Here is a 19,459-nt window from a genome sequence, read left to right as displayed (position 1 = left end):
ACCGGGTCGAGGTCAGCAAGCTCATCGCCACCGGCGGCCGTGCCGTCCGGGAGGCCGGCGGCGCGGCGCTCGACGGCACCTACGCGGACGTCGTCAAGTTCCTCAAGGAGGGCCAGTACAAGGCCCGCACCGAGGACGACCGGGTCGCGATCCTGGTCGTCATCGCCGACAAGGAGGTCAGCCCGCGCGTCTTCGCGGCGGCCCAGAAGGCCCTCGACGGTACGCCCGCCGACCTGCGCCACTTCCTTGAGGTCGACCTGGCCGCCCTGCGCGAGAGCGACGACCGGGTGAAGGTCTCCCGGCTCCTGGAGACCGGCGGCCCCGCCGTCAAGAAGGCCGCCGGCGCCGCGCTCGACGGCACCTACGCGGACGTCGTCACGTTCCTCAAGGAGGGCCAGTACACGGCCCGCGCCGAGGACGAGGCCAACGCGGCGGCCGCCGCCAGGCCGACCCCGCCGGCCCAGCAGCCGGAGCAGGCCCAGAACTCCGGCACCGGGCAGGCCACCCAGGCCACTCAGGTCACCCAGACCGTCCAGACCGCCGGCACCGTGAGCGCCAACGCGAACCCGGCCCCGGCCGTGGCGCCCGCGCGGGTCGCCACCACCACCGGCACCACGGCCCCGACCTCCGGCCAGCTCGCCGTCACCGGCGCGGACGAGGGCCTCGGCTGGGAGGCCGGCGGCGCCGCCGCGGCCGTCGCCGCCGGTGCCGCCCTGATCGCCGTCTCGCGCCGCCGTCACGCCGCCGAGAGCTGATCGCAGCCCGCTCGCCCCGGTGCCCCGGCCCTCCGGCCGGGGCACCTTCGCGTGCGGCGACCCGGCTCGGGATCGACTACTTGCGGATCCCAGGCATCATTGGCGACGGCGGATGCGAGCGCATGAAGTCCTCGAACGCTTCCGGGTCCTGAACGTACCTCTGCACCTCCGGAGACAGCGGGACGTTCTCCCGACCCCTGACGCCTCCCGAGCCGTGGGCAAGGGCTGCTGCTGTGGCGCAGCCCGCCGCCACCAGGACACCAACCAGCGCCAGCAGGACCCTCCGCGCCCGTACCTCCGCCATCGCGCGACTCCCCCTCTCCACCTGCTGTCGCCCCCCCCGGATGGCGGGCCGGGAGAGCAGGTCGGCGAGCAGGCCTCGGGCGGTGCAGCTGAGCCGACGGTCCTGGAGCAGACCGTTGGGCAGCACGGTGAAGTTGCGCGCGTGAGCGCTACGATGAATCTGCATCGGGAGGTCGATACTCCTGTTGCCGGACCCCGGGGTGTTGGTAGCACCGCCGGGGTCAACCATGTCTCTGTGTGATGTTGTGATTCCGGAACGTAGCACATGCACCGTCAGGCGGGCGACGAGATCAACAGGCGCACACGAACCGGTCAACTCCGGCCCCACGACAGGCAGAAGTGACCCCGGAGCATCCACTTCGATCAAATCATTGGCTGTCACGACCCTCTTTGCGTCAGAATGACGATATGAGCAGCAAGTACACGGGGAACCCCCTCGACACCCGCGACCGGGCCGAGCTGGTGGCGGCCGTAGCCTCCGGCGCCGAGCCGAAGTGGCTGATGTTCTGGGGGCACCGGCCTCAGCAGGACGGGTCGATCGGGCAGGGCGCGCTGAGCCAGTGGTGGCCGTCCGAGTTCACCGTGGACGGCCTGACGTACGCGACCGCCGAGCACTGGATGATGGCCGGCAAGGCCCGGATGTTCGGGGACGCGGCGATCGTCCCGCGCATCCTCGCCGCCCGCACCCCGGCCGAGGCGAAGAAGCTGGGGCGCCAGGTCAGGGGCTTCGACGAACCCACGTGGGCCGCCGGGCGGTTCGAGCTGGTGGTGACCGGCAACGTCGCCAAGTTCGGGCAGGACGAGGCCCTGCGCGGCTACCTCCTCGGCACCGGGCAGCGCGTCCTGGTCGAGGCCAGCCCGGTGGACCGGCTCTGGGGCATCGGCCTCGCCGCAGACGACGAGCGGGCGGCGCGACCGGCCGACTGGCGCGGCGAGAACCTGCTCGGCTTCGCCCTGATGGAGGCCCGCGCGCGGCTGGCGCGGTGAGCACGATCGCCCCCGTACTGGACGCCACGGTGGTGGTGTCGGTGGGCGCCGCACTCACCCTCGCGCCGAGGGTGCTGCGGCGGGAGGTCCGGCCCGGGCGCGGCGGAGCGCCCGGGCCGGAGGCGTTGCTCGCGATCGTCGTGGCCCTGTTCCTCGTCAACCAACTGGCCTTCGCCGTCCACGTCCAGCGCGTGCACGGCGGCAGCACCGCGTTCATCGCGCGCTACCTGCCGCCCGGGTGGTTCGCCGTGCCGCGCGGCAACCCGTTCGTCGACTGGGTCGCCGCGCACACCCCGGCACCCGAGCTGCTCGCGCCGTCCGTGCTCCGCGTCCAGGCCTTCCTCGAACTGCCGCTCGTCCTCCTGGCGTTCGTCGCGCTGCTGCGCCGACTCGACCGGCAGTTGTACGCGCGGGTGGCCCGCTCGGCGCTGGTCCCGCTCGCCGCCGCGTCGTACACCGTCGCGTTCTGCGCGGTGGAGTGGGACCTGCGCAACCCGTACACGGTGGACGACCTCGTCGTCCGGGCGGTGTCGGCGCTCGTCACACCGCTGCTGGTCGTCCGGCTCGCGGGCCGGGAGGCGGACATCGCGTCGCACTCCCCCAGGCCGGTCGTCTTCGCGCTCGACCTCTGGGCCTACGGCTACCTGATGCTGGCCCTCTACGACACCGTGCTGCTCTACAACCTCTCCCGGCTGGACGAACGGCTGCCGGGCATGATCACCGCGGTCGCCGTGCTCGGTGCGACCCGCCTCCTGCCACGGTCCGCCGACCGGGCCGGCCCGCGCGTGGCCGCGCTCACGGACACCCTCGGCCGGGGGCTCGCGCTGTTCCTCGTCCCGGCGCTCGCCATCCGGTACGCCGGGGGCTTCGGTACGCCCCTGCTCGCCGCCGTGGCGGGCGCGGCGGTGCTGATCGCCGCCGTCGCCCGGCGCACGCCCCTGCTCGCGCTCCCCGCGGCCGTCGGCGCGGCGGCCGGATTCCTGGCCGTCCGGTGGTCCACCGACCCGTACTACGAGGCCGCCCTCCTCCGGGCGGCCGTCGTCGCGCTCCTCGCCGCCACCGCCGTCTGCGCGCTCCAGGACCACAGTCGCAAACATTTCGACGCACTGCCGTAACGCTGTCGCCGTATACCGACGCCAGGATGACCCGCAGTCAGGGTCGAGATGGACAGGGTGCGGCGATCATGCGGATACGGCACACAGAACAACCCATGGATCGGCACGGCGGCGAGAGCGAAGAGGACGCGCTCGAACTCCGTGCCGAGCTGGACGAGTTACTTCGAGCCCGCCAGTACGCCAACCAGCGCGAACGGCGGCTCGCCGAGGCGGTGCGGGCCGTGCCGGAGCGGCAGCGGCCGGACGCGGAGCTGCTGCGGCAGCTGGCCCAGGCGCGGACGCTGCGCGAGGGGCTCGGCGCACGCTGCCTGGAGCTGAGCGAGCAGTTGACGGCGCTGGAGGACCGTCTGCGCCAGCCTGCGCTGCGCCGTCCGATACCCCGGCAGCCCACCGGCGCCCGCTTCGGGGGCGCGTACGAGGAGCCGCACGCCCCGTCGGTGCAACAAGCTCCGCCCCCACCACCCGCCACCGGAGCCCGGTTCGGCGCCCCGCGCACCCGCCCCGAGGAGGCCGCCGAACCCGCGCGCCCCCCGGGTGGTGCCGCGGCCCCGCCGCCTCCGCCGCCCCAGCCCGCGCCGGAGCCGCCCCGGCGCCGCTCCCCCGCCGAACTCACCGCCCTCGCCGAGCGGATCACCACCCTGCACCGCCAGGGCGCCGCCCAGGAGATCACCGCCCTGCTGGGCCAGGCCGCCGCCCTGCTGCTCCCGCTCGACACCGTCCGGCTCGCCGGCCTGCTCGCCCGCGGCGGGCCGCCCGACGCCTCCGTCCAGCTGGCCCGCGGCGCCGCGGGCGGCACCCCGGCGCAGGCCGCCAGCACCCTCGCCGAGCTGCGCCAGGCCGGCCTGGCGCAGGAGGCCACCGAGCTGTTCCACGCCCTCTGGGCCTACCCGGCCGACGCGCTGCCGGCCCTGCTGGCGGCCCTGGAACGCGCCGGCCAGCACGCGGACAGCGCCACCCTGCTCTGGGAGTGGGGCTCCGCGCCCACCGCCGAGCTGGCCGCCCTCGCCTCCGGACTGGAGCAGGCCGGTCGCGCCGACGACGCCCGGACGCTGCTGCGCCAGGCCGCCGGCCGGCCCACCGACGACCTCACGGAGCTGGCCACCACCCTGCCCGCGCCGCTGTCCGCCGTCCTGCTGCGCGAACTCGCGGCGCTGCGTCCGGCCGCCGAACTGGTCCGGCTCGCCACCGCGCTCGCCGCGCACCGGGAGAGCCGGGCGCACCGGGGCCTGTACGACGGGCTGCTGGCCGCCCTCGCGGAGGACGAGGGCCGCCACCGGACCACCCTCGCCTCGCTGCGCAGCGCCGGCCTGCCCACCACCCCGGCCGCCGCGCCCCGCTCCCGCTGGGGCCGCCGGTAGGCGCCCGACCGGGCACCCGAGACGCCGGGAGCCCCCGCCCGCCCGAAGGCGAACGGGGGCTCCCGAAGGGTACGGACGTCAGCAGCCGATCAGCCGCGCCGCCAGGTACGACTTCACCTGGTCGAGCGAGACGCGCTCCTGCGACATGGTGTCGCGCTCGCGCACGGTCACCGCGTTGTCCTCAAGGGTGTCGAAGTCGACGGTGACGCAGAACGGCGTGCCGATCTCGTCCTGGCGACGGTAGCGCTTGCCGATCGCGCCGGCGTCGTCGAACTCGACGTTCCACGCGGTGCGCAGGTCGGCGGCCAGGCCGCGGGCCTTCGGCGACAGGTCGGCGTTGCGCGACAGCGGCAGCACCGCGACCTTGACCGGGGCCAGGCGCGGGTCGAGCCGCATGCCGACGCGCTTCTCCAGGACGCCCTTGGCGTTCGGCGCCTCGTCCTCGAAGTAGGCGTCGATCAGGAAGGCCAGCATCGCGCGGTTGAGGCCCGCTGCCGGCTCGATGACGTACGGGAAGTACCGCTCGCCGGACTCCTGGTCGAAGTACTTGAGGTCCTGGCCGGAGGCCTCGCTGTGCACCGTCAGGTCGTAGTCGGTGCGGTTGGCGACGCCCTCCAGCTCGGAGAACTCCTGGCCGCCGAAGTTGAAGCGGTACTCGATGTCCACCGTGCGCTTGGCGTAGTGGGAGAGCTTCTCCTTCGGGTGCTCGAAGAAGCGCATGTTCTCGGTCCGCAGGCCGAGGTCGACGTACCAGTCCCAGCGCTGCTGGAGCCAGTAGTCGTGCCACTGCTCGTCCTCGCCCGGCTTGACGAAGAACTCCATCTCCATCTGCTCGAACTCGCGGGTGCGGAAGATGAAGTTGCCGGGGGTGATCTCGTTGCGGAAGCTCTTGCCGGTCTGGGCGATGCCGAACGGCGGCTTCTTGCGCGAGGTGGTCTGGACGGCCTTGAAGTTGGTGAAGATGCCCTGCGCCGTCTCCGGGCGCAGGTACGCCAGGCCGCCGGCCTCCTCGGTGACGCCGAGGTGGGTCTTCAGCATGCCCGAGAACTCCCGGGGCTCGGTGAAGGAGCCCTTGGTGCCGCAGTCGGGGCAGTTGATGTCCTTGAGGCCGTTCGGCGGCGGGAAGCCGTGCTTGGCCTCGTACTTCTCCTCCAGGTGGTCGGCCCGGTGGCGCTTGTGGCAGGAGAGGCACTCGGTCAGCGGGTCGTTGAAGGTGGCGACGTGACCGGAGGCCTCCCAGACCTCACGGGCCAGGATCACCGACGAATCGAGCCCGACGACGTCCTCACGGGCCTGGACCATCGCGCGCCACCACTGGCGCTTGATGTTCTCCTTCAGCTCGACGCCCAGCGGCCCGTAGTCCCAGGCGGCACGAGTGCCGCCGTAGATCTCGCTGCAGGGGTAGACGAAGCCACGGCGCTTGCTCAGGCTGACGATCGTGTCGATCTTGTCGGCGGCCACAGTGCTCTCTTCAGTACGACGGCACGGTCAGGGCACGGCTGGTTGCGCGTACCCGAATACCTCAGGTTACCGGCCATACGGGTACGAGGTTCAAATCGGTATCGCCCCGCCCCACCCACCCATCACCACGCACCGCTCACCCGTCCGAGTGATTTGACAATCATTTCCATCTAACCTGAGAATGGTTGTCATGATGATCCGACGACCTACCCGCACCGTCCTCGCCCTGACCGCGACCACCCTCGCCGGTGGCCTCCTCCTCACCGCCTGCGGCGGGGACAGCAGCGCCAAGGGCACGGACGGCAAGCTGAACGTCGTCGCCTCCTTCTACCCCATGGAGTTCCTCGCCTCGCAGATCGGCGGCGAGCACGTCAAGGTCACCACCCTGACCCCGGCCGGCACCGAGCCGCACGACCTGGACCTCACCGCCAAGCAGGTCGCGAGCGTCAAGAAGGCCGACGCCCTGCTCTACCTCAAGGGCCTCCAGCCCACCGTCGACAAGGCGGTCGCCGCCTCCGGCGCGAAGCACGTCGTCGACGCCACCACCGCCAGCCCGCTGGTCGACCACCACCTCGGCGAGGGCGAGGAGGGCCACGCCGAGGGCGACGGCCACCAGCACGACGGGGCCCCCGGCGACCCGCACATCTGGCTCGACCCGACCCGCTACGCGGCGGTCGCCAAGAGCGTCGGCGCCGAGTTCGCCAAGGCCGACCCGGCACACGCGGCCGACTACGAGAAGAACACCGGCGAGCTGGTCGGCAAGCTCACCACCCTGGACCAGGAGTTCCGGGACGGCCTGAAGGACGCCAAGAGCAAGACCTTCGTCACCAGCCACGCCGCCTTCGGCTACCTGGCCGAGCACTACGGCCTCACCCAGGTCGCCATCAACGGCGTCGACCCGGAGTCCGAGCCCACCCCGGCCCGGCTGGCCGACGTCCAGAAGGCCGCCAAGGACAACGGCGTCACCACGATCTTCTTCGAGACCCTGGTCAGCCCCAAGCTCGCCGAGACGGTCGCCAAGGACCTCGGTCTCAAGACCGCGGTGCTGGACCCGCTGGAGGGCGTCAAGGACCCGGCCAAGGACAGCTACCTGACGGTGATGAAGCAGAACCTCGCCAACCTGCGGGCCGCGCTCGGCGCGACCACCGCGGCCACCACCAGCTGAGGGGACGACAGCACGCCATGACCCACCCGATACCCCCGGCCGTCCGCCTGCACGACGCCGTCGCCTCGCGCGGCGGCCGACCGGTGCTGCGCGGCGTCGACCTCACCGTGCAGCCCGGCGAGGTGGTCGCGCTGCTCGGCGCCAACGGCTCCGGCAAGTCCACCACCGTCAAGGCCGTGACCGGCGCCGTCGCGCTGGAGCACGGCGGCCTGGAACTGTTCGGCATCCCGTTCGCCAAGTTCCGTGCCTGGCACCGGATCGGCTACGTGCCGCAGCGCACCACCGCCGCCTCCGGCGTCCCGGCCACCGTGCGCGAGGTGGTCTCCACCGGGCGACTGCCGCAGCACCGGCTGCTGCCGCTGCGCCGCCGGGACCGGGACGCGGTGGACCGCGCGCTGGCCGCCGTCGGCATGCTGGACCGGGCCGGGGACGGCGTGGCCGACCTCTCCGGCGGCCAGCAGCAGCGGGTGCTGATCGCCCGCGCCCTGGTCGGCACCCCCGACCTGCTGATCATGGACGAGCCGATGGCCGGGGTGGACGCCGCCAGCCAGCAGGTGCTCGCCGACACCCTGCGCGCCGAGGTCGGACGCGGCGCGGCCGTGCTGCTGGTGCTGCACGAACTCGGGCCGCTGGAGCCGCTGATCGACCGCGCCGTGGTGCTGCGCGACGGCTGCGTCGCGCACGACGGCCCGCCCGTCCCCAACACCGGCCAGCACGCCCTGCCCGGCCACGACCACGTCCACCCGCACGCCGACCACACCCCGCCGAGGCTGCTCGCATGACCGAGATGCTCTCCTACGACTTCATGCAGCGCGCCCTGCTCGCCGCCGTGCTGGTCGGCATCACCGCGCCCGCCGTCGGGATCTACCTGGTGCAGCGTCGCCAGGCCCTGCTGGGCGACGGCATGGGCCACGTCGCGATGACCGGCGTCGGCCTCGGCTTCATCTTCAACACCAGCCCGGTCTGGATGGCCGTCCTGGTCTGCGTGCTCGGCGCCGTCACCATGGAGCTGGTCCGCTCCCGCGGCAACCAGCGCGGCGACATCGCCCTCGCGATGCTGTTCTACGGCGGCATGGCCTGCGGAAAGCTGCTGGTCTCGAAGTCCGCCCAGGCCGGCGCCGGCAGCCTGGAGAGCTACCTCTGGGGCTCCATCCTGACCGTCGCCCCCGCCGACCTCGTCACCATCGGCATCCTCGGCGCCGTGGTGATCGGCGTCACCGTCGGCCTGCGCCGCCAGCTCTTCGCGATCTGCCAGGACGAGGACTTCGCCCGGGTCACCGGCCTGCCGGTGCGGTTCCTCAACCTGCTGCTCGCGGTGATGGCCGCGATCACCGTCACCGTCGCCATGCGGGTGGTCGGTCTGCTGCTGGTCAGCGCGCTGATGGTGGTCCCGGTGGTGGCCGCCCAGCAGCTCACCCGCTCCTTCGCCGCCACCCAGGCCGCCTCGATCGCCCTCGGCGTGGTGGTCTCGCTGGCCGGCGTCACCGGCTCCTACCAGCTCGACGTCCCGTCCGGCCCGGCCATCGTGCTGCTCGCCATCGCGGTGTTCGCGGTGTTCAGCGCGATCGCCGCACCGCTGGCCCGCCGCCGGCACCGGACGGCGAAGGCCGACCCCGGCCCGACGGTCTGCGACGTCCAACTGCCCGGGCAGAGCCCGTCCGACGCGACCACACCGGACCGGAGTGCGGGGCTGGCACAATGAGGTGCGAGATGCCCACACCCCCAGGAGGACCCACGGTGACCACCGCAGGCCCGTCGCCGCGCGCCCGCTCGACCCGGCAGCGAGCCGCCGTCTCGGCGGCCCTGGACGAGATCGAGGACTTCCGCAGCGCGCAGGAGCTCCACGACATGCTCAAGCACCGAGGCGACTCGGTGGGTCTGACCACGGTCTACCGGACCCTGCAGTCGCTCGCCGACGCGGGCGAGGTGGACGTGCTGCGCACCGCCGACGGTGAGGCCGTCTACCGCCGCTGCAGCAGCGGGCACCACCACCACCTGGTCTGCCGGCACTGCGGCGCCACCGTCGAGGTGGAGGGACCGGCCGTCGAGCGCTGGGCCAACTCGGTCGCCGCCGAGCACGGCTTCAGCGACATCGCGCACACCCTGGAGATCTTCGGGACCTGCGCGGAGTGCGCCAAGAAGGCCTGATCCGGCCATGCCGAAGGGCCCGCGGGAGTCTCCCACGGGCCCTTCGGCATCGGTCCCGACCGCAGCGGTCGCGGGGCGCCTCAGCGCTGCGCGGGCACTTCGGCGGCGGCCTCACCGGGGGCGACCTCGTTGGGGATCGCCCCGCCGAAGCGGCGGTCGCGCCGCGCGTACTGCTCGCAGGCCCGCCAGAGGTCCCGGCGGTCGAAGTCCGGCCAGAGCACGTCCTGGAACACGAACTCGGCGTACGCCGACTGCCAGAGCAGGAAGTTGGACGTCCGCTGCTCGCCGCTCGGGCGCAGGAAGAGGTCCACGTCCGGCATGTCCGGGTGGTAGAGGTACTTGGCGATGGTCTTCTCGTTGACCTTCTTCGGGTCGAGCCGGCCCGCCGCGACATCGGCCGCCATGGCCGCCGCCGCGTCCGCGATCTCGGCCCGGCCGCCGTAGTTGACGCACATGTAGAGCGTCACGGCGTCGTTCTCCTTGGTCTGCTCCTCGGCGACCTTGAGCTCCTGGACGACGCTCTTCCACAGCTTGGGCATCCGGCCGGCCCAGCGGACCCGCACGCCCATCGCGTCCATCTCGTCGCGGCGGCGGTGGATGACGTCCCGGTTGAAGTTCATCAGGAACTTCACCTCGTCGGGCGAGCGCTTCCAGTTCTCGGTGGAGAACGCGTACAGCGAGATGTTCTTCACGCCGAGCTCGATCGCGCCCTTGAGCACGTCCAGCACCACGGCCTCGCCGACCTTGTGCCCCTCGGTGCGCGGCAGCCCGCGCTCCTTGGCCCAGCGCCCGTTCCCGTCCATCACGATCGCGACGTGGTCGGGGACCAGCTCACCGGGGATCTTCGGGGGCTGTGCGCCGCTGGGGTGCGGGGTCGGGGGGAGGTACTCCCTTTGCTTGCCACCGCCGAAGAGCCGTCGCGCTGCCATGTGCTCACTTCTCCACGTATCTCATCGAGCGGATGCCCCGCTCCAGGTGCCACTGCAGATAGGCCGCGACCAGGCCGCTGCCCTCCCGCCAGTACCTCGGCTCGCAGGTGTCGGCCGTCCGCCAGTCCCCTGACAGCAGCGCCCCGAGCAGTACCAGTGTCTCAGGGGAGGGTACGGCACAACCGGGGACTCGGCAGTCTCCGCAGAGCACACCGCCCGCCTGGAGCGAGAAGAACCGGTTGGGGCCCTCCAGACCGCACTTGGCGCAGTCGGTGAAGCTCGCGCCGTAGCCGTTGACGGCCAGCGAGCGGAGCAGGAACGCGTCCATCACCAGGTGCGACTCGTGCACCCCGGCGGCCAGTGTCCGCAGGCCGCCGACCAGCAGCAGGTACTGCTGGACGGCCGGCTCGCCCTCGTTCTCGGCGAACCGCTCCGCCGTCTCCAGCATGGCCGTCCCCGCGGTGTAGCGGCCGTAGTCGGTGACGATCGAGCCGCCGTACGGGGCGATCGTCTCCACCTGGGTGCAGAGCGGCAGCCCGCGCCCCAGCAGCTCGCTCCCCCGGCTGAAGAACTGGACGTCCACGTGCGAGAACGGCTCCAGCCGGGCGCCGAACTTGGACTTGGTCTTGCGCACCCCGCGGGCCACCGCGCGCACCTTGCCGTGCTGGCGGGTGAGCAGGGTGATGATCCGGTCGGCCTCGCCGAGCTTCTGCGCCCGGAGCACCACGCCGTCGTCCCGGAACAAGCTCATGCGCCCACCTCGCTACGCTCGGCAGCGGCATTCACCGACGCGCACCCCATGACGATTCGCTCGCTCCGCTCGCTCATGCGCCCACCTCGCGGCCGGCGTCGAACAGTGTGGACATCCCACCATTGTCCCCTACCGCCGACCCCGGACGGCAGCCGTGTGGCCCGCACCGGGGCCGTGGGGGAGGCTCGATCGGTGCGGGTCACGGCGGGCCCGAGGTGGGGGCGCCTCCCCGTCGGGGGGCAGGGGGGCAGGTCGGGCCCGGTTCGTGGGGGTCCCGGGGGGCCGTGCAGGAGGATCCGCTGCGAAGCCCGGATCACGGAGGTCGAGTGGCGAGGATCCGATGCCGAGGGTCCGGTGCCGAGGATCGAGTGGCGAGGATCGAGTGATGAGGATCCGGCGACGGAGCTCTAGTACGAAGCCCTGGTGGCCGCCTCCAGCAGCGCGCCGACCCTCGCCTGCGGCAGGTCCAGGCAGCGCCCCACGGCGGCCAGCGCCTCACGCTCCTGGGGCAGGTACCGACCGTCGGCCAGGGCGATCACCGCGCCCTGCAGCAGCAGCCGCTCCCGGCCGTGGTGCGCCAGGTGCGGGGCGAGCGGTTCGAGCACCGCGTGCAGCTCCACCGCCAGGGCGCCGGCCTCCCCCAACCCGTGACCGGAGGGCGACTCCAGGTCGTGGGCGTCGTGGAGTTCGCCGCCGAGCCCGGAGAGCGCGGCCAGCGCGGCGAGCACCTGGGCCTCGCCGCAGTCGTCGAAGCCGGCCTCGCGGACGGCCGTGCAGGCCGCCTCGCGAGCCGCCCGGTGGGCCGTGCCGCCGGCCGCCAACAGCGCGAGGGCGACGGTGTACTGGGCGTCGCGCAGCATCCCGCCCAGCCGCACGCAGGTGGGCTGGTCCAGGCTCTCCACCCCGTGGCGGCCGTGGCAGGTGGTGCACTGGACACTCCGGACGACCGGGCCGAGCGGCAGGACCGCCGCTCCCAGCAGCCGCAGCCACCGCCGGCCGTGTTGCCGGCGGTAGTTGCGGTCCCCGCCACAGCCCGGACAGAAGAAGTCACCGAGAACGTCAGTCCGCCACCGCGGGCGAACACCCCACAACCCTGTCACGGCGCCACTCCCCAGACATGGCAGGCGGCCTGCACAAGAATGGGCAGGTCACGCGACCGGAGCCCGAGGCCGTCCCACCGACCCGGATTTCCGGTGGGTCGATGTTGCCATGGTTACCGGCACGTGTCAGTACCTCGAACGGCTTCCGATCCGAAAAGATGTGGCGCAGGCCACAGCGACCGCCCGGGGCCACCCGGAACGGCGACGGGCCGCCCCGCAGGACGACCCGTCGACTGTCACTCGTACGAACTAACCGCGCTGCGCCCGGTTGACGGCGCTGATCATCGCCTTCAGCGAGGCCAGCACCGTGTTGCCGTCGATGCCCACGCCCCACAGCACCTTGCCGTCCACCGCGCACTCGACGTACGCGGCGGCCTGGGCGTCGCCGCCCTCGCTCAGCGCGTGCTCGGCGTAGTCCAGCACCCGGACGTCCAACCCGATCCGGGCCAGCGCGTCGGCGAAGGCGGAGACCGGGCCGTTGCCGGTGCCCTCCAGGGTGACGGGCGCGCCCTCGACCAGCGCCTGGGCGGTCAGCGCGTCCCGGCCGTCCTCGGTGGTCAGGCTGCGCGAACCGCTCAGCGAGATCCGGCCCCACGGGTTGTCGGTGGTCGGCAGGTACTCGTCCTGGAAGACCGCCCAGATCGCCGCCGGGGTGACCTCGCCGCCCTCGGCGTCGGTCTTGGCCTGGATGATCCGGGAGAACTCGATCTGCATCCGGCGCGGCAGGTCCAGCTTGTGGTCGTTCTTCAGGACGTACGCGACGCCGCCCTTGCCGGACTGGCTGTTGACCCGGATGACCGCCTCGTACGTGCGGCCGACGTCCTTCGGGTCGATCGGCAGGTACGGCACGCCCCAGGTGTGCTCCTCCACCGGTACGCCGGCCGCCTTGGCGTCCGCCTCCAGGGCGTCGAAGCCCTTCTTGATCGCGTCCTGGTGCGAGCCCGAGAAGGAGGTGTACACCAGGTCGCCGGCGTACGGGTGGCGCGGGTGCACCTCCATCTGGTTGCAGTACTCGGCGGTGCGGCGCACCTCGTCGATGTCGGAGAAGTCGATCTGCGGGTCGATCCCCTGCGAGAACAGGTTCATGCCCAGGGTCACCAGGTCGACGTTGCCGGTCCGCTCACCCTGGCCGAACAGGCAGCCCTCGATGCGGTCGGCGCCGGCCATGTAGGCCAGCTCGGCGGAGGCGACGGCGGTGCCGCGGTCGTTGTGCGGGTGCACCGACAGGCAGACGTACTCGCGGCGGGACAGGTTGCGCGACATCCACTCGAACTGGTCGGCCTGGACGTTCGGGGTGGCCCGCTCGATGGTGGCCGGCAGGTTCAGGATGATCTCGCGGCCCTCGCCCGGCTGCCAGACGTCCATCACCGCCTCACAGACCTCCAGCGCGAAGTCCAGCTCGGTGTCGACGAAGATCTCCGGCGAGTACTGGTAGCCGAAGACGGTGTCGTCGCCCAGCAGCTTCTCCGCGTACTCCATCACCAGCCGGGTGCCGTCGGTGGCGATCGCCTTGGTGGCCGCCCGGTCGTTGCGGAACACCACCCGGCGGAACAGCGGCGCGGTCGCGTTGTACAGGTGGACGGTCGCCCGCGGCGCACCCACCAGCGACTCGACGGTCTTCTCGATCAGCTCCTCGCGGGCCTGGGTCAGCACCGAGATGGTGACGTCCTCCGGGATCGCCCCCTCCTCGATCAGCGACCGTACGAAGGCGTGGTCGGTGGCACCGGAGGAGGGGAACCCGACCTCGATCTCCTTGTAGCCCATCCCGACCAGCAGGTCGAACATCTTGCGCTTGCGGGCCGGGGACATCGGGTCGATCAGCGCCTGGTTGCCGTCCCGCAGGTCGGTGGAGAGCCAGCGCGGCGCCTTGGTGATCACCTTCGACGGCCAGCTGCGGTCCGGCAGGTCGACGGTGCCGAAGGGCAGGTAGCGGCCGTGGCGCATGCCCGCACCCTGCTGGCGCACGCTCGCGGCGGTGATCGGGGTGGGGCGGTCGACGAACGCGCGACCGGCGGGGATGGACGCGGCGGAGCTCTGCTCGGTCATGGAGGTGACTCTCGGCTTCCTGTATGCGGGGCGTGTCGGGGTGAGGAGGACACCCGACTGGCCGGCCTGCTGCCGCTCGCGACCCGTCGTCGGGTCGCCCGATTCCTACGCGCACAGCACAGTCCCCGCGGCGAGGGAGCCGGCCCTGGTGGACTACAGGCCCTCGACGCGGCAGCTAAGAAGGAGCAGCCAATTGCGCATGATGTTCACCAGCGTAACCCAGGGACACGCGCCCCCGAAGTGAGCCGGGCGGACATTCCACCCCTTGAGACGGCGCTCGATTCGGTCCGCGCCGGTGACAACACGTCACGAATGCCTCACCCTTGGCCACATGACCGCCGAACTGCCGCTCTGCGCGATCGTTCCGCCGTACGTCCTGGACCGCCTCGCCGAGGACGGTCACGAGCCCGCCGCCCGCTCCCTCGCCCTGGACGCCGTGCACCGCACGGCCCGCCTCACCGCCGTCCCGGCGCAGCCCGGCGCCACCCGCCTGGAGCGGGTGATCTGCGACGCCGGACACGCCGAGCGACTTCCCGGCCGCACCGTGCGCCGGGAGGACCAGGGGCCCGTCCCCGACCAATCCGTCAACCACGCCTACGACGGCCTCGGCGCCACCTTCGCCCTGTTCGCCGACGCCTACGGCCGCCGCTCGATCGACGACCAGGGCCTGCGCCTGGACGCCACCGTGCACTACGGCCGCAGCTACGACAACGCCTTCTGGGACGGCCACCGGATGGTCTTCGGGGACGGCGACGGCGAGGTGTTCGGCGACTTCACCGCCTGCATCGACGTGATCGGCCACGAACTCACCCACGGCGTCACCCAGTTCACCGCCGGCCTGGAGTACCGGGGCCAGTCCGGCGCGCTCAACGAATCCGTCTCCGACGTGTTCGGCTCGCTCGTCAAGCAGTACGCGCTGCGCCAGGACGCCGGCGACGCGGACTGGCTGATCGGTGCCGGACTGCTCGCCCCGGGCGTGCAGGGGGTGGCGCTGCGCTCGATGAAGGCGCCCGGCACCGCGTACGACGACCCCCGGCTCGGCAAGGACCCGCAGCCGGCACACCTGCGCGACTACGTGCGCACCGCCCAGGACAACGGCGGCGTGCACATCAACTCCGGCATCCCCAACCACGCCTTCTACCTGCTCGCCACCGCACTCGGCGGCCCGGCCTGGGAGCGGGCCGGGCAGATCTGGTACGACGCGCTGACCGGCCGGCGGCTGACCTCCGGCGCCGACTTCACCGCCTTCGCCCGGGCCACCGTCGCGGCCGCCGGGGCCCGCTACCCGGAGCCCGCGGTGGCCGACACCGTGACGGCGGCCTGGGCGAAGGTGGGTGTCAGCACGGCCTAGACCGCCCGACCTGGGCCGAGTCCGACTTGAGCGGGCATAAGGTTTAAGAGCCCATAAGGTCAAGGTCCGGGAAAAGCCCGGCAAACGCCATCCCTGCGTAGCACCATGGACACCATGCGTATCCAGGTGACCCGGACCGGCGGCCTCGCGGGGAACGTCCGCCGCGCGGAGCTCGACACCACCGCACGGACGGACGCCCCGCACGTGCACGCGCTCGCCCGCGAGGCCGTCGCGGGCGGGCTGCGGGCTCCCTCGTACGGGGTCCCGGACGGCTTCCACTACGAGATCACCGTCGACGGCCGGACGGTGCACTGCGCCGACCCGAAGCTCACCGACTCACAGCAGGAGCTGGTCTCGCTGGTACTCCGCGAGGGCGCCTAGCCCCCGCCCCCGCACGGCAGCGGCACGGCAGCGAGCCGCCGGCGGTCGGATCCGGGTGTCCGGTGCCTGGCGTCCGGTGCCGGGCGTTCAGATCCAGCCGTCCAGCGAAGCCATGAAGCCCGCGAGGTCGTCGCGGTGGATGGTGTGGCCGGCGCCGGCCACGGTCCGCACCTCGTAGCCGGTGGCGCGGAGCCGCTCGGCGTCCTGCGGGCCGATCAGGGCGCTCCGGTCGGCGAGTTGGACGAGCGAGGGGACGACCGGCGCACCGGGCAGGGCGGCCGTCGCCCGGTACCCGGAGAGGGCGAGCGCGCTGTCGGCGTCCCAGAGCGCGAGGGTGGCCAGCTCGATCTCCACGTCGGCCGCCTCCCAGCGCGGGCTGATCGCGGTGATCTGCTCCCGGGTGGCCCGCTTGAACCGGGTGAAGACGGCCGGGTCGAAGGTGTCCGGCTGGGCGAACTTCCAGGCCGGGTCGGAGTAGACCACCCGGGCGGGCTTGAGCTGCTCGACCGCGCCCAGCAGGGTCAGGGCGCCGAGCGAGTGGCCGATGGCGAGGTCGGCGCCGATCGGCAGGGTGTCGACCAGGTCCTGGGCGTACTGCCCGGGGCCGTAGCGCTCCAGCGGGGTGGCGCCCTCGCCGCGCGGGCTCGCGCCGTGGCCGCGCAGATCGACGGCGATCACCCGGTAGCCGCGCTCTGCCAGGGCGGGTCCGACCCTGCGCCAGGTCCGGTGGTCGGACATGATCCCGTGCACCAACAGGGCGGTCCTGTCGCCGGAGCCCCACTCATGGGTGTTCAGCTGCATCGCGGAAACCTCTCTGCTCGACCGTCCGGGCCCTCGGCCGGCGGCACTGTGCCGCGCGGCTGTCCGGTACCGCCCCAGCGAACACCCCGGACCGGGCGGACGGCCAGAGCACCCCGCCCGCGCACCGCACCGGGCCGGTGCGCGGGCGAACGGCACAGGGCCCGCCCGGACGCGGTCGTCCGGACGGGCCCTGCTCGGTACGGGCGGGCTCAGAAGCCCAGCTTGCGCAGCTGCTTCGGGTCGCGCTGCCAGTCCTTGGCCACCTTGACGTGCAGGTCGAGGTAGACCGGCGTGCCGAGCAGCGCCTCGATGTGCTTGCGGGCGGTGGTGCCGACGTGCTTCAAGCGCGCGCCCTTGGCCCCGATCACGATGGCCTTCTGGCTCTGCCGCTCGATGTAGACGTTCGCGTGGATGTCCAGCAGCGGGCGGTCCGCCGGGCGGTCCTCGCGCGGGATCATCTCCTCGACCACGACGGCCAACGAGTGCGGCAGCTCGTCCCGGACGCCCTCCAGGGCGGCCTCCCGGATCAGCTCGGCGACCATGATCTGCTCGGGCTCGTCGGTGAGGTCACCGTCCGGGTAGAGCGGCATGCCCTCCGGGAGCAGCTTGGTGATCAGCTCGGCGACCAGCCCGACCTGCTTGTCGCCGACCGCCGAGACCGGGATGATCTCGGCCCACTCGAAGCCCAGCTCGGCGCCGAGCTGGTGGACGGCGATCAGCTGCTCGGCCAGCTTCTTGGAGTCGACCAGGTCGGTCTTGGTGACGATGGCCACCTTGGGGGTCTTCTTGATGTCGGCGAGTTCCTTGGCGATGAACTTGTCGCCGGGGCCGAGCTTCTGGTCGGCGGGCAGGCAGAAGCCGATCACGTCGACCTCGGCCCAGGTGGAGCGGACCAGGTCGTTCAGACGCTCGCCGAGCAGGGTGCGCGGCTTGTGCAGACCCGGGGTGTCGACCAGCACGAGCTGGGCGTCCGGGCGGTGCACGATGCCGCGCACGGTGTGCCGGGTGGTCTGCGGACGGTCGGAGGTGATCGCGACCTTCGTCCCCACCAGGGCGTTGGTCAGGGTCGACTTGCCCGCGTTGGGCCGGCCGACGAAGCACGCGAAGCCGGAGCGGTACGAGGAGGAAGGGGCACTCATGGGCTCCATTCTCCCTGATCACCGGGAGCTCGACGGACAGGCGGCCCCCGTCAGCCCTTTTTGCCGCCCAGGACGGCGGAGATCCCGCTGATCAGAACGACCAGGAGGAAGGTCACCGAGCCCCAGAGCCAGAACGGCGATCCGGTCTCCTGCCACTTGCCCATCCCCATGACGCCCAGCAGCAGGCCCGCGAAGAACGCGAACGGCCCCATGTCCCCAGCCCCCTCACCGCCATCCCTACCGGTGAGATTATCTGCGGATCCTGGTGGGTGGGGCGCCCGGGTCCCCCCGGGCGCCCCACCGGCGCCCCGCGCGACCGCCGAAGGCCCCCGGGAGGCTCCAGCGGGCCTCAGCGGGCCTGGGCCGCCACCTTCAGCGCCCCGTCCGGCCCGGCCAGCAGCACCGGCGTCCCGGCCCCGCCGAGGTCCCGTACGGCGGCCAGATCGGCCTCGGCGGGCTCCCCGGCCTCGCTCACCACGGCCGCCGCCTCCAGCGACGTCGCGCCGCTGGCCACCGCCATCGCCACCGCCGTCTGCAGCGCGCTGAGCCGCAGCGACTCCAGCGCGACCGTGCCGGCCACGTAGGTGCGCCCGGTCTCGTCGCGCACCGCGGCCCCCTCCGCGACGCCGTTGCGGGCACGCGCGGAGCGGGCCAGGGTGATGATCTTCTTGTCTTCGGGGTCGAGCTCGACGATGTCACTCATGGCGCCGAGCATAGGACGCCCCGCTCACCGGCCGTCCACACCCTCCGCCGACCCGACCGGCCGCCGAGGCCGGCCTCAGTGGCCGATCGGATTGGGCGGCCCCGGCCGCATGACCTTGACGAAGGTCTTCGGACCGTTCGGCAGCGGCTCCTCGTCCTCGGCGCGCTTGCGCCAGTACGGGTTGTCGTGCGGCAGGTGACTGCTGACCCGGCCGTACATCCCGAAGGTCACCACGACCACCCCGAAGATGAACGCGAACAGCACGTTGGACATCCGGAAGTTGAGGATGTTGGCGTCCGGCCGGCCGAGCACCGCCAGGCCGTAGAAACCGGAGAGCACGAAGAGGATGCCCACCACCATGTTGAGGTTGGCGGCGAAGTTCCCTCCGATGACGGCGCCGACGACGAGGATCGCGCCCACCACGATGGAGAGGATCGCGAGCGCCCCGTTGGTCGACAGTCCGGCGATCTCACTGCCCCGGGTGGACAGGAAGCCCGGATGGTCCGCCAGCCCGAGGATCCCGAACACGATCAGGAACACCCCGCCGAGCCCCGCCCCGGTCCGCCAGACCAGCAGCAGCCGGTGGTCGACGGGCAGTTCGTCTTGCAGCTTCATGGTGACCTCCACCATGGGACGTCGAACGGCCTTCGTTCACGCCGTTCCGGTCACGGGGCGGCGCACGGCCTGGTCGCGGGGTGACAGCCCCCGCCTGTGCCTAGCTGTAGGGGTGGCTCCCCTCCATGTGCGGCACCTCGTGCATGTACAGCGAGCCGCACTGCTGGCAGCAGCGCAGCCCGGTGCCCCACTCCTCGTCCGACCGGGTCTCGGCATCGGTGTCCATCGTCCGGCCGCACAGGGCCGTCGTCGGATCCGCGGCCCGGACGACGTGCCAGGACTTGGCCCCGGCCGACCGACCCTGCGGGCCGTACTCCGCACGCAGTAGATGAGTCATGACGCCATCGTCGC

The 19,459-nt window shown here is 72.3% G+C and carries 21 protein-coding genes; 10 read left to right on the top strand and 11 right to left on the bottom strand.

Going from position 1 to position 19,459, the window contains the following annotated elements:
• The 4 genes from ACFVYI_RS21920 to ACFVYI_RS21905 form a co-directional block, all read left to right on the top strand.
• Positions 1–755 (top strand): ALF repeat-containing protein (locus tag ACFVYI_RS21920; RefSeq protein ID WP_387888078.1); only part of this gene is annotated, 755 nt, incomplete at its 5' end.
• Between the two features lie 711 nt (positions 756–1,466).
• The gene (locus tag ACFVYI_RS21915) at positions 1,467–2,045 is read left to right on the top strand and encodes an NADAR family protein (RefSeq protein WP_387888077.1); all 579 of its coding nucleotides are present in this window, start codon (positions 1,467–1,469) and stop codon (positions 2,043–2,045) included.
• The gene (locus ACFVYI_RS21910; RefSeq protein ID WP_387888074.1) at positions 2,042–3,160 is read left to right on the top strand and encodes a hypothetical protein; all 1,119 of its coding nucleotides are present in this window, start codon (positions 2,042–2,044) and stop codon (positions 3,158–3,160) included. Before ACFVYI_RS21915 ends, ACFVYI_RS21910 begins: the two co-directional genes overlap by 4 nt.
• Positions 3,161–3,255: 95 nt before the next feature.
• Entirely contained in the window at positions 3,256–4,518 is a 1,263-nt protein-coding gene (locus tag ACFVYI_RS21905; protein ID WP_387888072.1) for a hypothetical protein, read from the top strand.
• Between the two features lie 78 nt (positions 4,519–4,596).
• On the opposite strand, the gene ACFVYI_RS21900 is transcribed toward ACFVYI_RS21905, so the two are convergent.
• Positions 4,597–5,979: a glycine--tRNA ligase gene (locus ACFVYI_RS21900; RefSeq protein WP_387888070.1), complete on the bottom strand. Its 1,383-nt coding sequence runs from the start codon at positions 5,977–5,979 to the stop codon at positions 4,597–4,599.
• Between the two features lie 190 nt (positions 5,980–6,169).
• On the opposite strand from ACFVYI_RS21900, the gene ACFVYI_RS21895 reads away from it, so the two are divergent.
• From ACFVYI_RS21895 to ACFVYI_RS21880, 4 genes are read left to right on the top strand one after another with little or no spacing between them, the layout of a single operon-like run.
• A complete protein-coding gene (locus ACFVYI_RS21895) occupies positions 6,170–7,144 on the top strand; it encodes a metal ABC transporter substrate-binding protein (RefSeq protein ID WP_387888067.1) in 975 nt (324 codons plus the stop codon).
• Positions 7,145–7,161: 17 nt separating this feature from the next.
• A complete protein-coding gene (locus tag ACFVYI_RS21890) occupies positions 7,162–7,926 on the top strand; it encodes a metal ABC transporter ATP-binding protein (protein WP_387888064.1) in 765 nt (254 codons plus the stop codon).
• Positions 7,923–8,846, top strand: a complete 924-nt coding sequence (locus ACFVYI_RS21885; RefSeq protein ID WP_387888063.1) for a metal ABC transporter permease — start codon at positions 7,923–7,925, stop codon at positions 8,844–8,846. Before ACFVYI_RS21890 ends, ACFVYI_RS21885 begins: the two co-directional genes overlap by 4 nt.
• Positions 8,847–8,881: 35 nt before the next feature.
• Positions 8,882–9,292 (top strand): Fur family transcriptional regulator, encoded by a 411-nt coding sequence (locus tag ACFVYI_RS21880; RefSeq protein ID WP_329487566.1) that lies wholly within the window; start codon positions 8,882–8,884, stop codon positions 9,290–9,292.
• Between the two features lie 80 nt (positions 9,293–9,372).
• On the opposite strand, the gene ACFVYI_RS21875 is transcribed toward ACFVYI_RS21880, so the two are convergent.
• The 4 genes from ACFVYI_RS21875 to leuA all read right to left on the bottom strand — a co-directional run bounded on the left by ACFVYI_RS21875 (position 9,373) and on the right by leuA (position 14,118).
• Positions 9,373–10,221, bottom strand: a complete 849-nt coding sequence (locus ACFVYI_RS21875) for an isoprenyl transferase (RefSeq protein ID WP_387888061.1) — start codon at positions 10,219–10,221, stop codon at positions 9,373–9,375.
• A gap of 4 nt (positions 10,222–10,225) precedes the next feature.
• Positions 10,226–10,972, bottom strand: coding sequence for a DNA repair protein RecO (gene recO / locus ACFVYI_RS21870; protein ID WP_387888059.1), 747 nt, complete (start codon positions 10,970–10,972; stop codon positions 10,226–10,228).
• A gap of 407 nt (positions 10,973–11,379) precedes the next feature.
• Positions 11,380–12,072 (bottom strand): TerB family tellurite resistance protein, encoded by a 693-nt coding sequence (locus ACFVYI_RS21865; RefSeq protein ID WP_387888057.1) that lies wholly within the window; start codon positions 12,070–12,072, stop codon positions 11,380–11,382.
• A gap of 249 nt (positions 12,073–12,321) precedes the next feature.
• Positions 12,322–14,118, bottom strand: a complete 1,797-nt coding sequence (gene leuA / locus ACFVYI_RS21860; RefSeq protein ID WP_387888054.1) for a 2-isopropylmalate synthase — start codon at positions 14,116–14,118, stop codon at positions 12,322–12,324.
• A gap of 331 nt (positions 14,119–14,449) precedes the next feature.
• Between leuA and ACFVYI_RS21855 the strand changes: the two genes are divergently transcribed.
• Together ACFVYI_RS21855 and ACFVYI_RS21850 are read left to right on the top strand one after the other, a co-directional pair.
• On the top strand, positions 14,450–15,469 hold the full coding sequence (locus ACFVYI_RS21855) for a M4 family metallopeptidase (protein WP_387888051.1): 1,020 nt from the start codon (positions 14,450–14,452) through the stop codon (positions 15,467–15,469).
• 114 nt (positions 15,470–15,583) lie between these two features.
• A complete protein-coding gene (locus ACFVYI_RS21850; RefSeq protein WP_387888048.1) occupies positions 15,584–15,850 on the top strand; it encodes a protealysin inhibitor emfourin in 267 nt (88 codons plus the stop codon).
• An 87-nt stretch (positions 15,851–15,937) separates the two neighbouring features.
• Here ACFVYI_RS21850 and ACFVYI_RS21845 read toward each other — a convergent pair whose 3' ends face one another.
• The 6 genes from ACFVYI_RS21845 to ACFVYI_RS21820 all read right to left on the bottom strand — a co-directional run bounded on the left by ACFVYI_RS21845 (position 15,938) and on the right by ACFVYI_RS21820 (position 19,445).
• Positions 15,938–16,651: an alpha/beta fold hydrolase gene (locus tag ACFVYI_RS21845; protein WP_387888045.1), complete on the bottom strand. Its 714-nt coding sequence runs from the start codon at positions 16,649–16,651 to the stop codon at positions 15,938–15,940.
• A 209-nt stretch (positions 16,652–16,860) separates the two neighbouring features.
• The gene (era, locus tag ACFVYI_RS21840; RefSeq protein ID WP_387888042.1) at positions 16,861–17,790 is read right to left on the bottom strand and encodes a GTPase Era; all 930 of its coding nucleotides are present in this window, start codon (positions 17,788–17,790) and stop codon (positions 16,861–16,863) included.
• Positions 17,791–17,840: 50 nt separating this feature from the next.
• Positions 17,841–18,002 (bottom strand): hypothetical protein, encoded by a 162-nt coding sequence (locus ACFVYI_RS21835; protein ID WP_387888041.1) that lies wholly within the window; start codon positions 18,000–18,002, stop codon positions 17,841–17,843.
• A gap of 137 nt (positions 18,003–18,139) precedes the next feature.
• Entirely contained in the window at positions 18,140–18,493 is a 354-nt protein-coding gene (locus tag ACFVYI_RS21830) for a cytidine deaminase (RefSeq protein ID WP_387888039.1), read from the bottom strand.
• A gap of 75 nt (positions 18,494–18,568) precedes the next feature.
• Complete coding sequence (locus tag ACFVYI_RS21825; protein WP_387888037.1) at positions 18,569–19,108, bottom strand: DUF4383 domain-containing protein; 540 nt, start codon at positions 19,106–19,108, stop codon at positions 18,569–18,571.
• A 100-nt stretch (positions 19,109–19,208) separates the two neighbouring features.
• Positions 19,209–19,445: a hypothetical protein gene (locus tag ACFVYI_RS21820; protein WP_387888034.1), complete on the bottom strand. Its 237-nt coding sequence runs from the start codon at positions 19,443–19,445 to the stop codon at positions 19,209–19,211.
• Positions 19,446–19,459 lie beyond the last annotated feature (14 nt).

It is taken from the genome of Kitasatospora sp. NPDC058218 (assembly GCF_042882445.1).
GTDB lineage: Bacteria > Actinomycetota > Actinomycetes > Streptomycetales > Streptomycetaceae > Kitasatospora.
The sequence above is the reverse complement of the archived record's forward strand: the minus strand, read 5'-3'. Positions and strand labels throughout refer to the sequence as shown.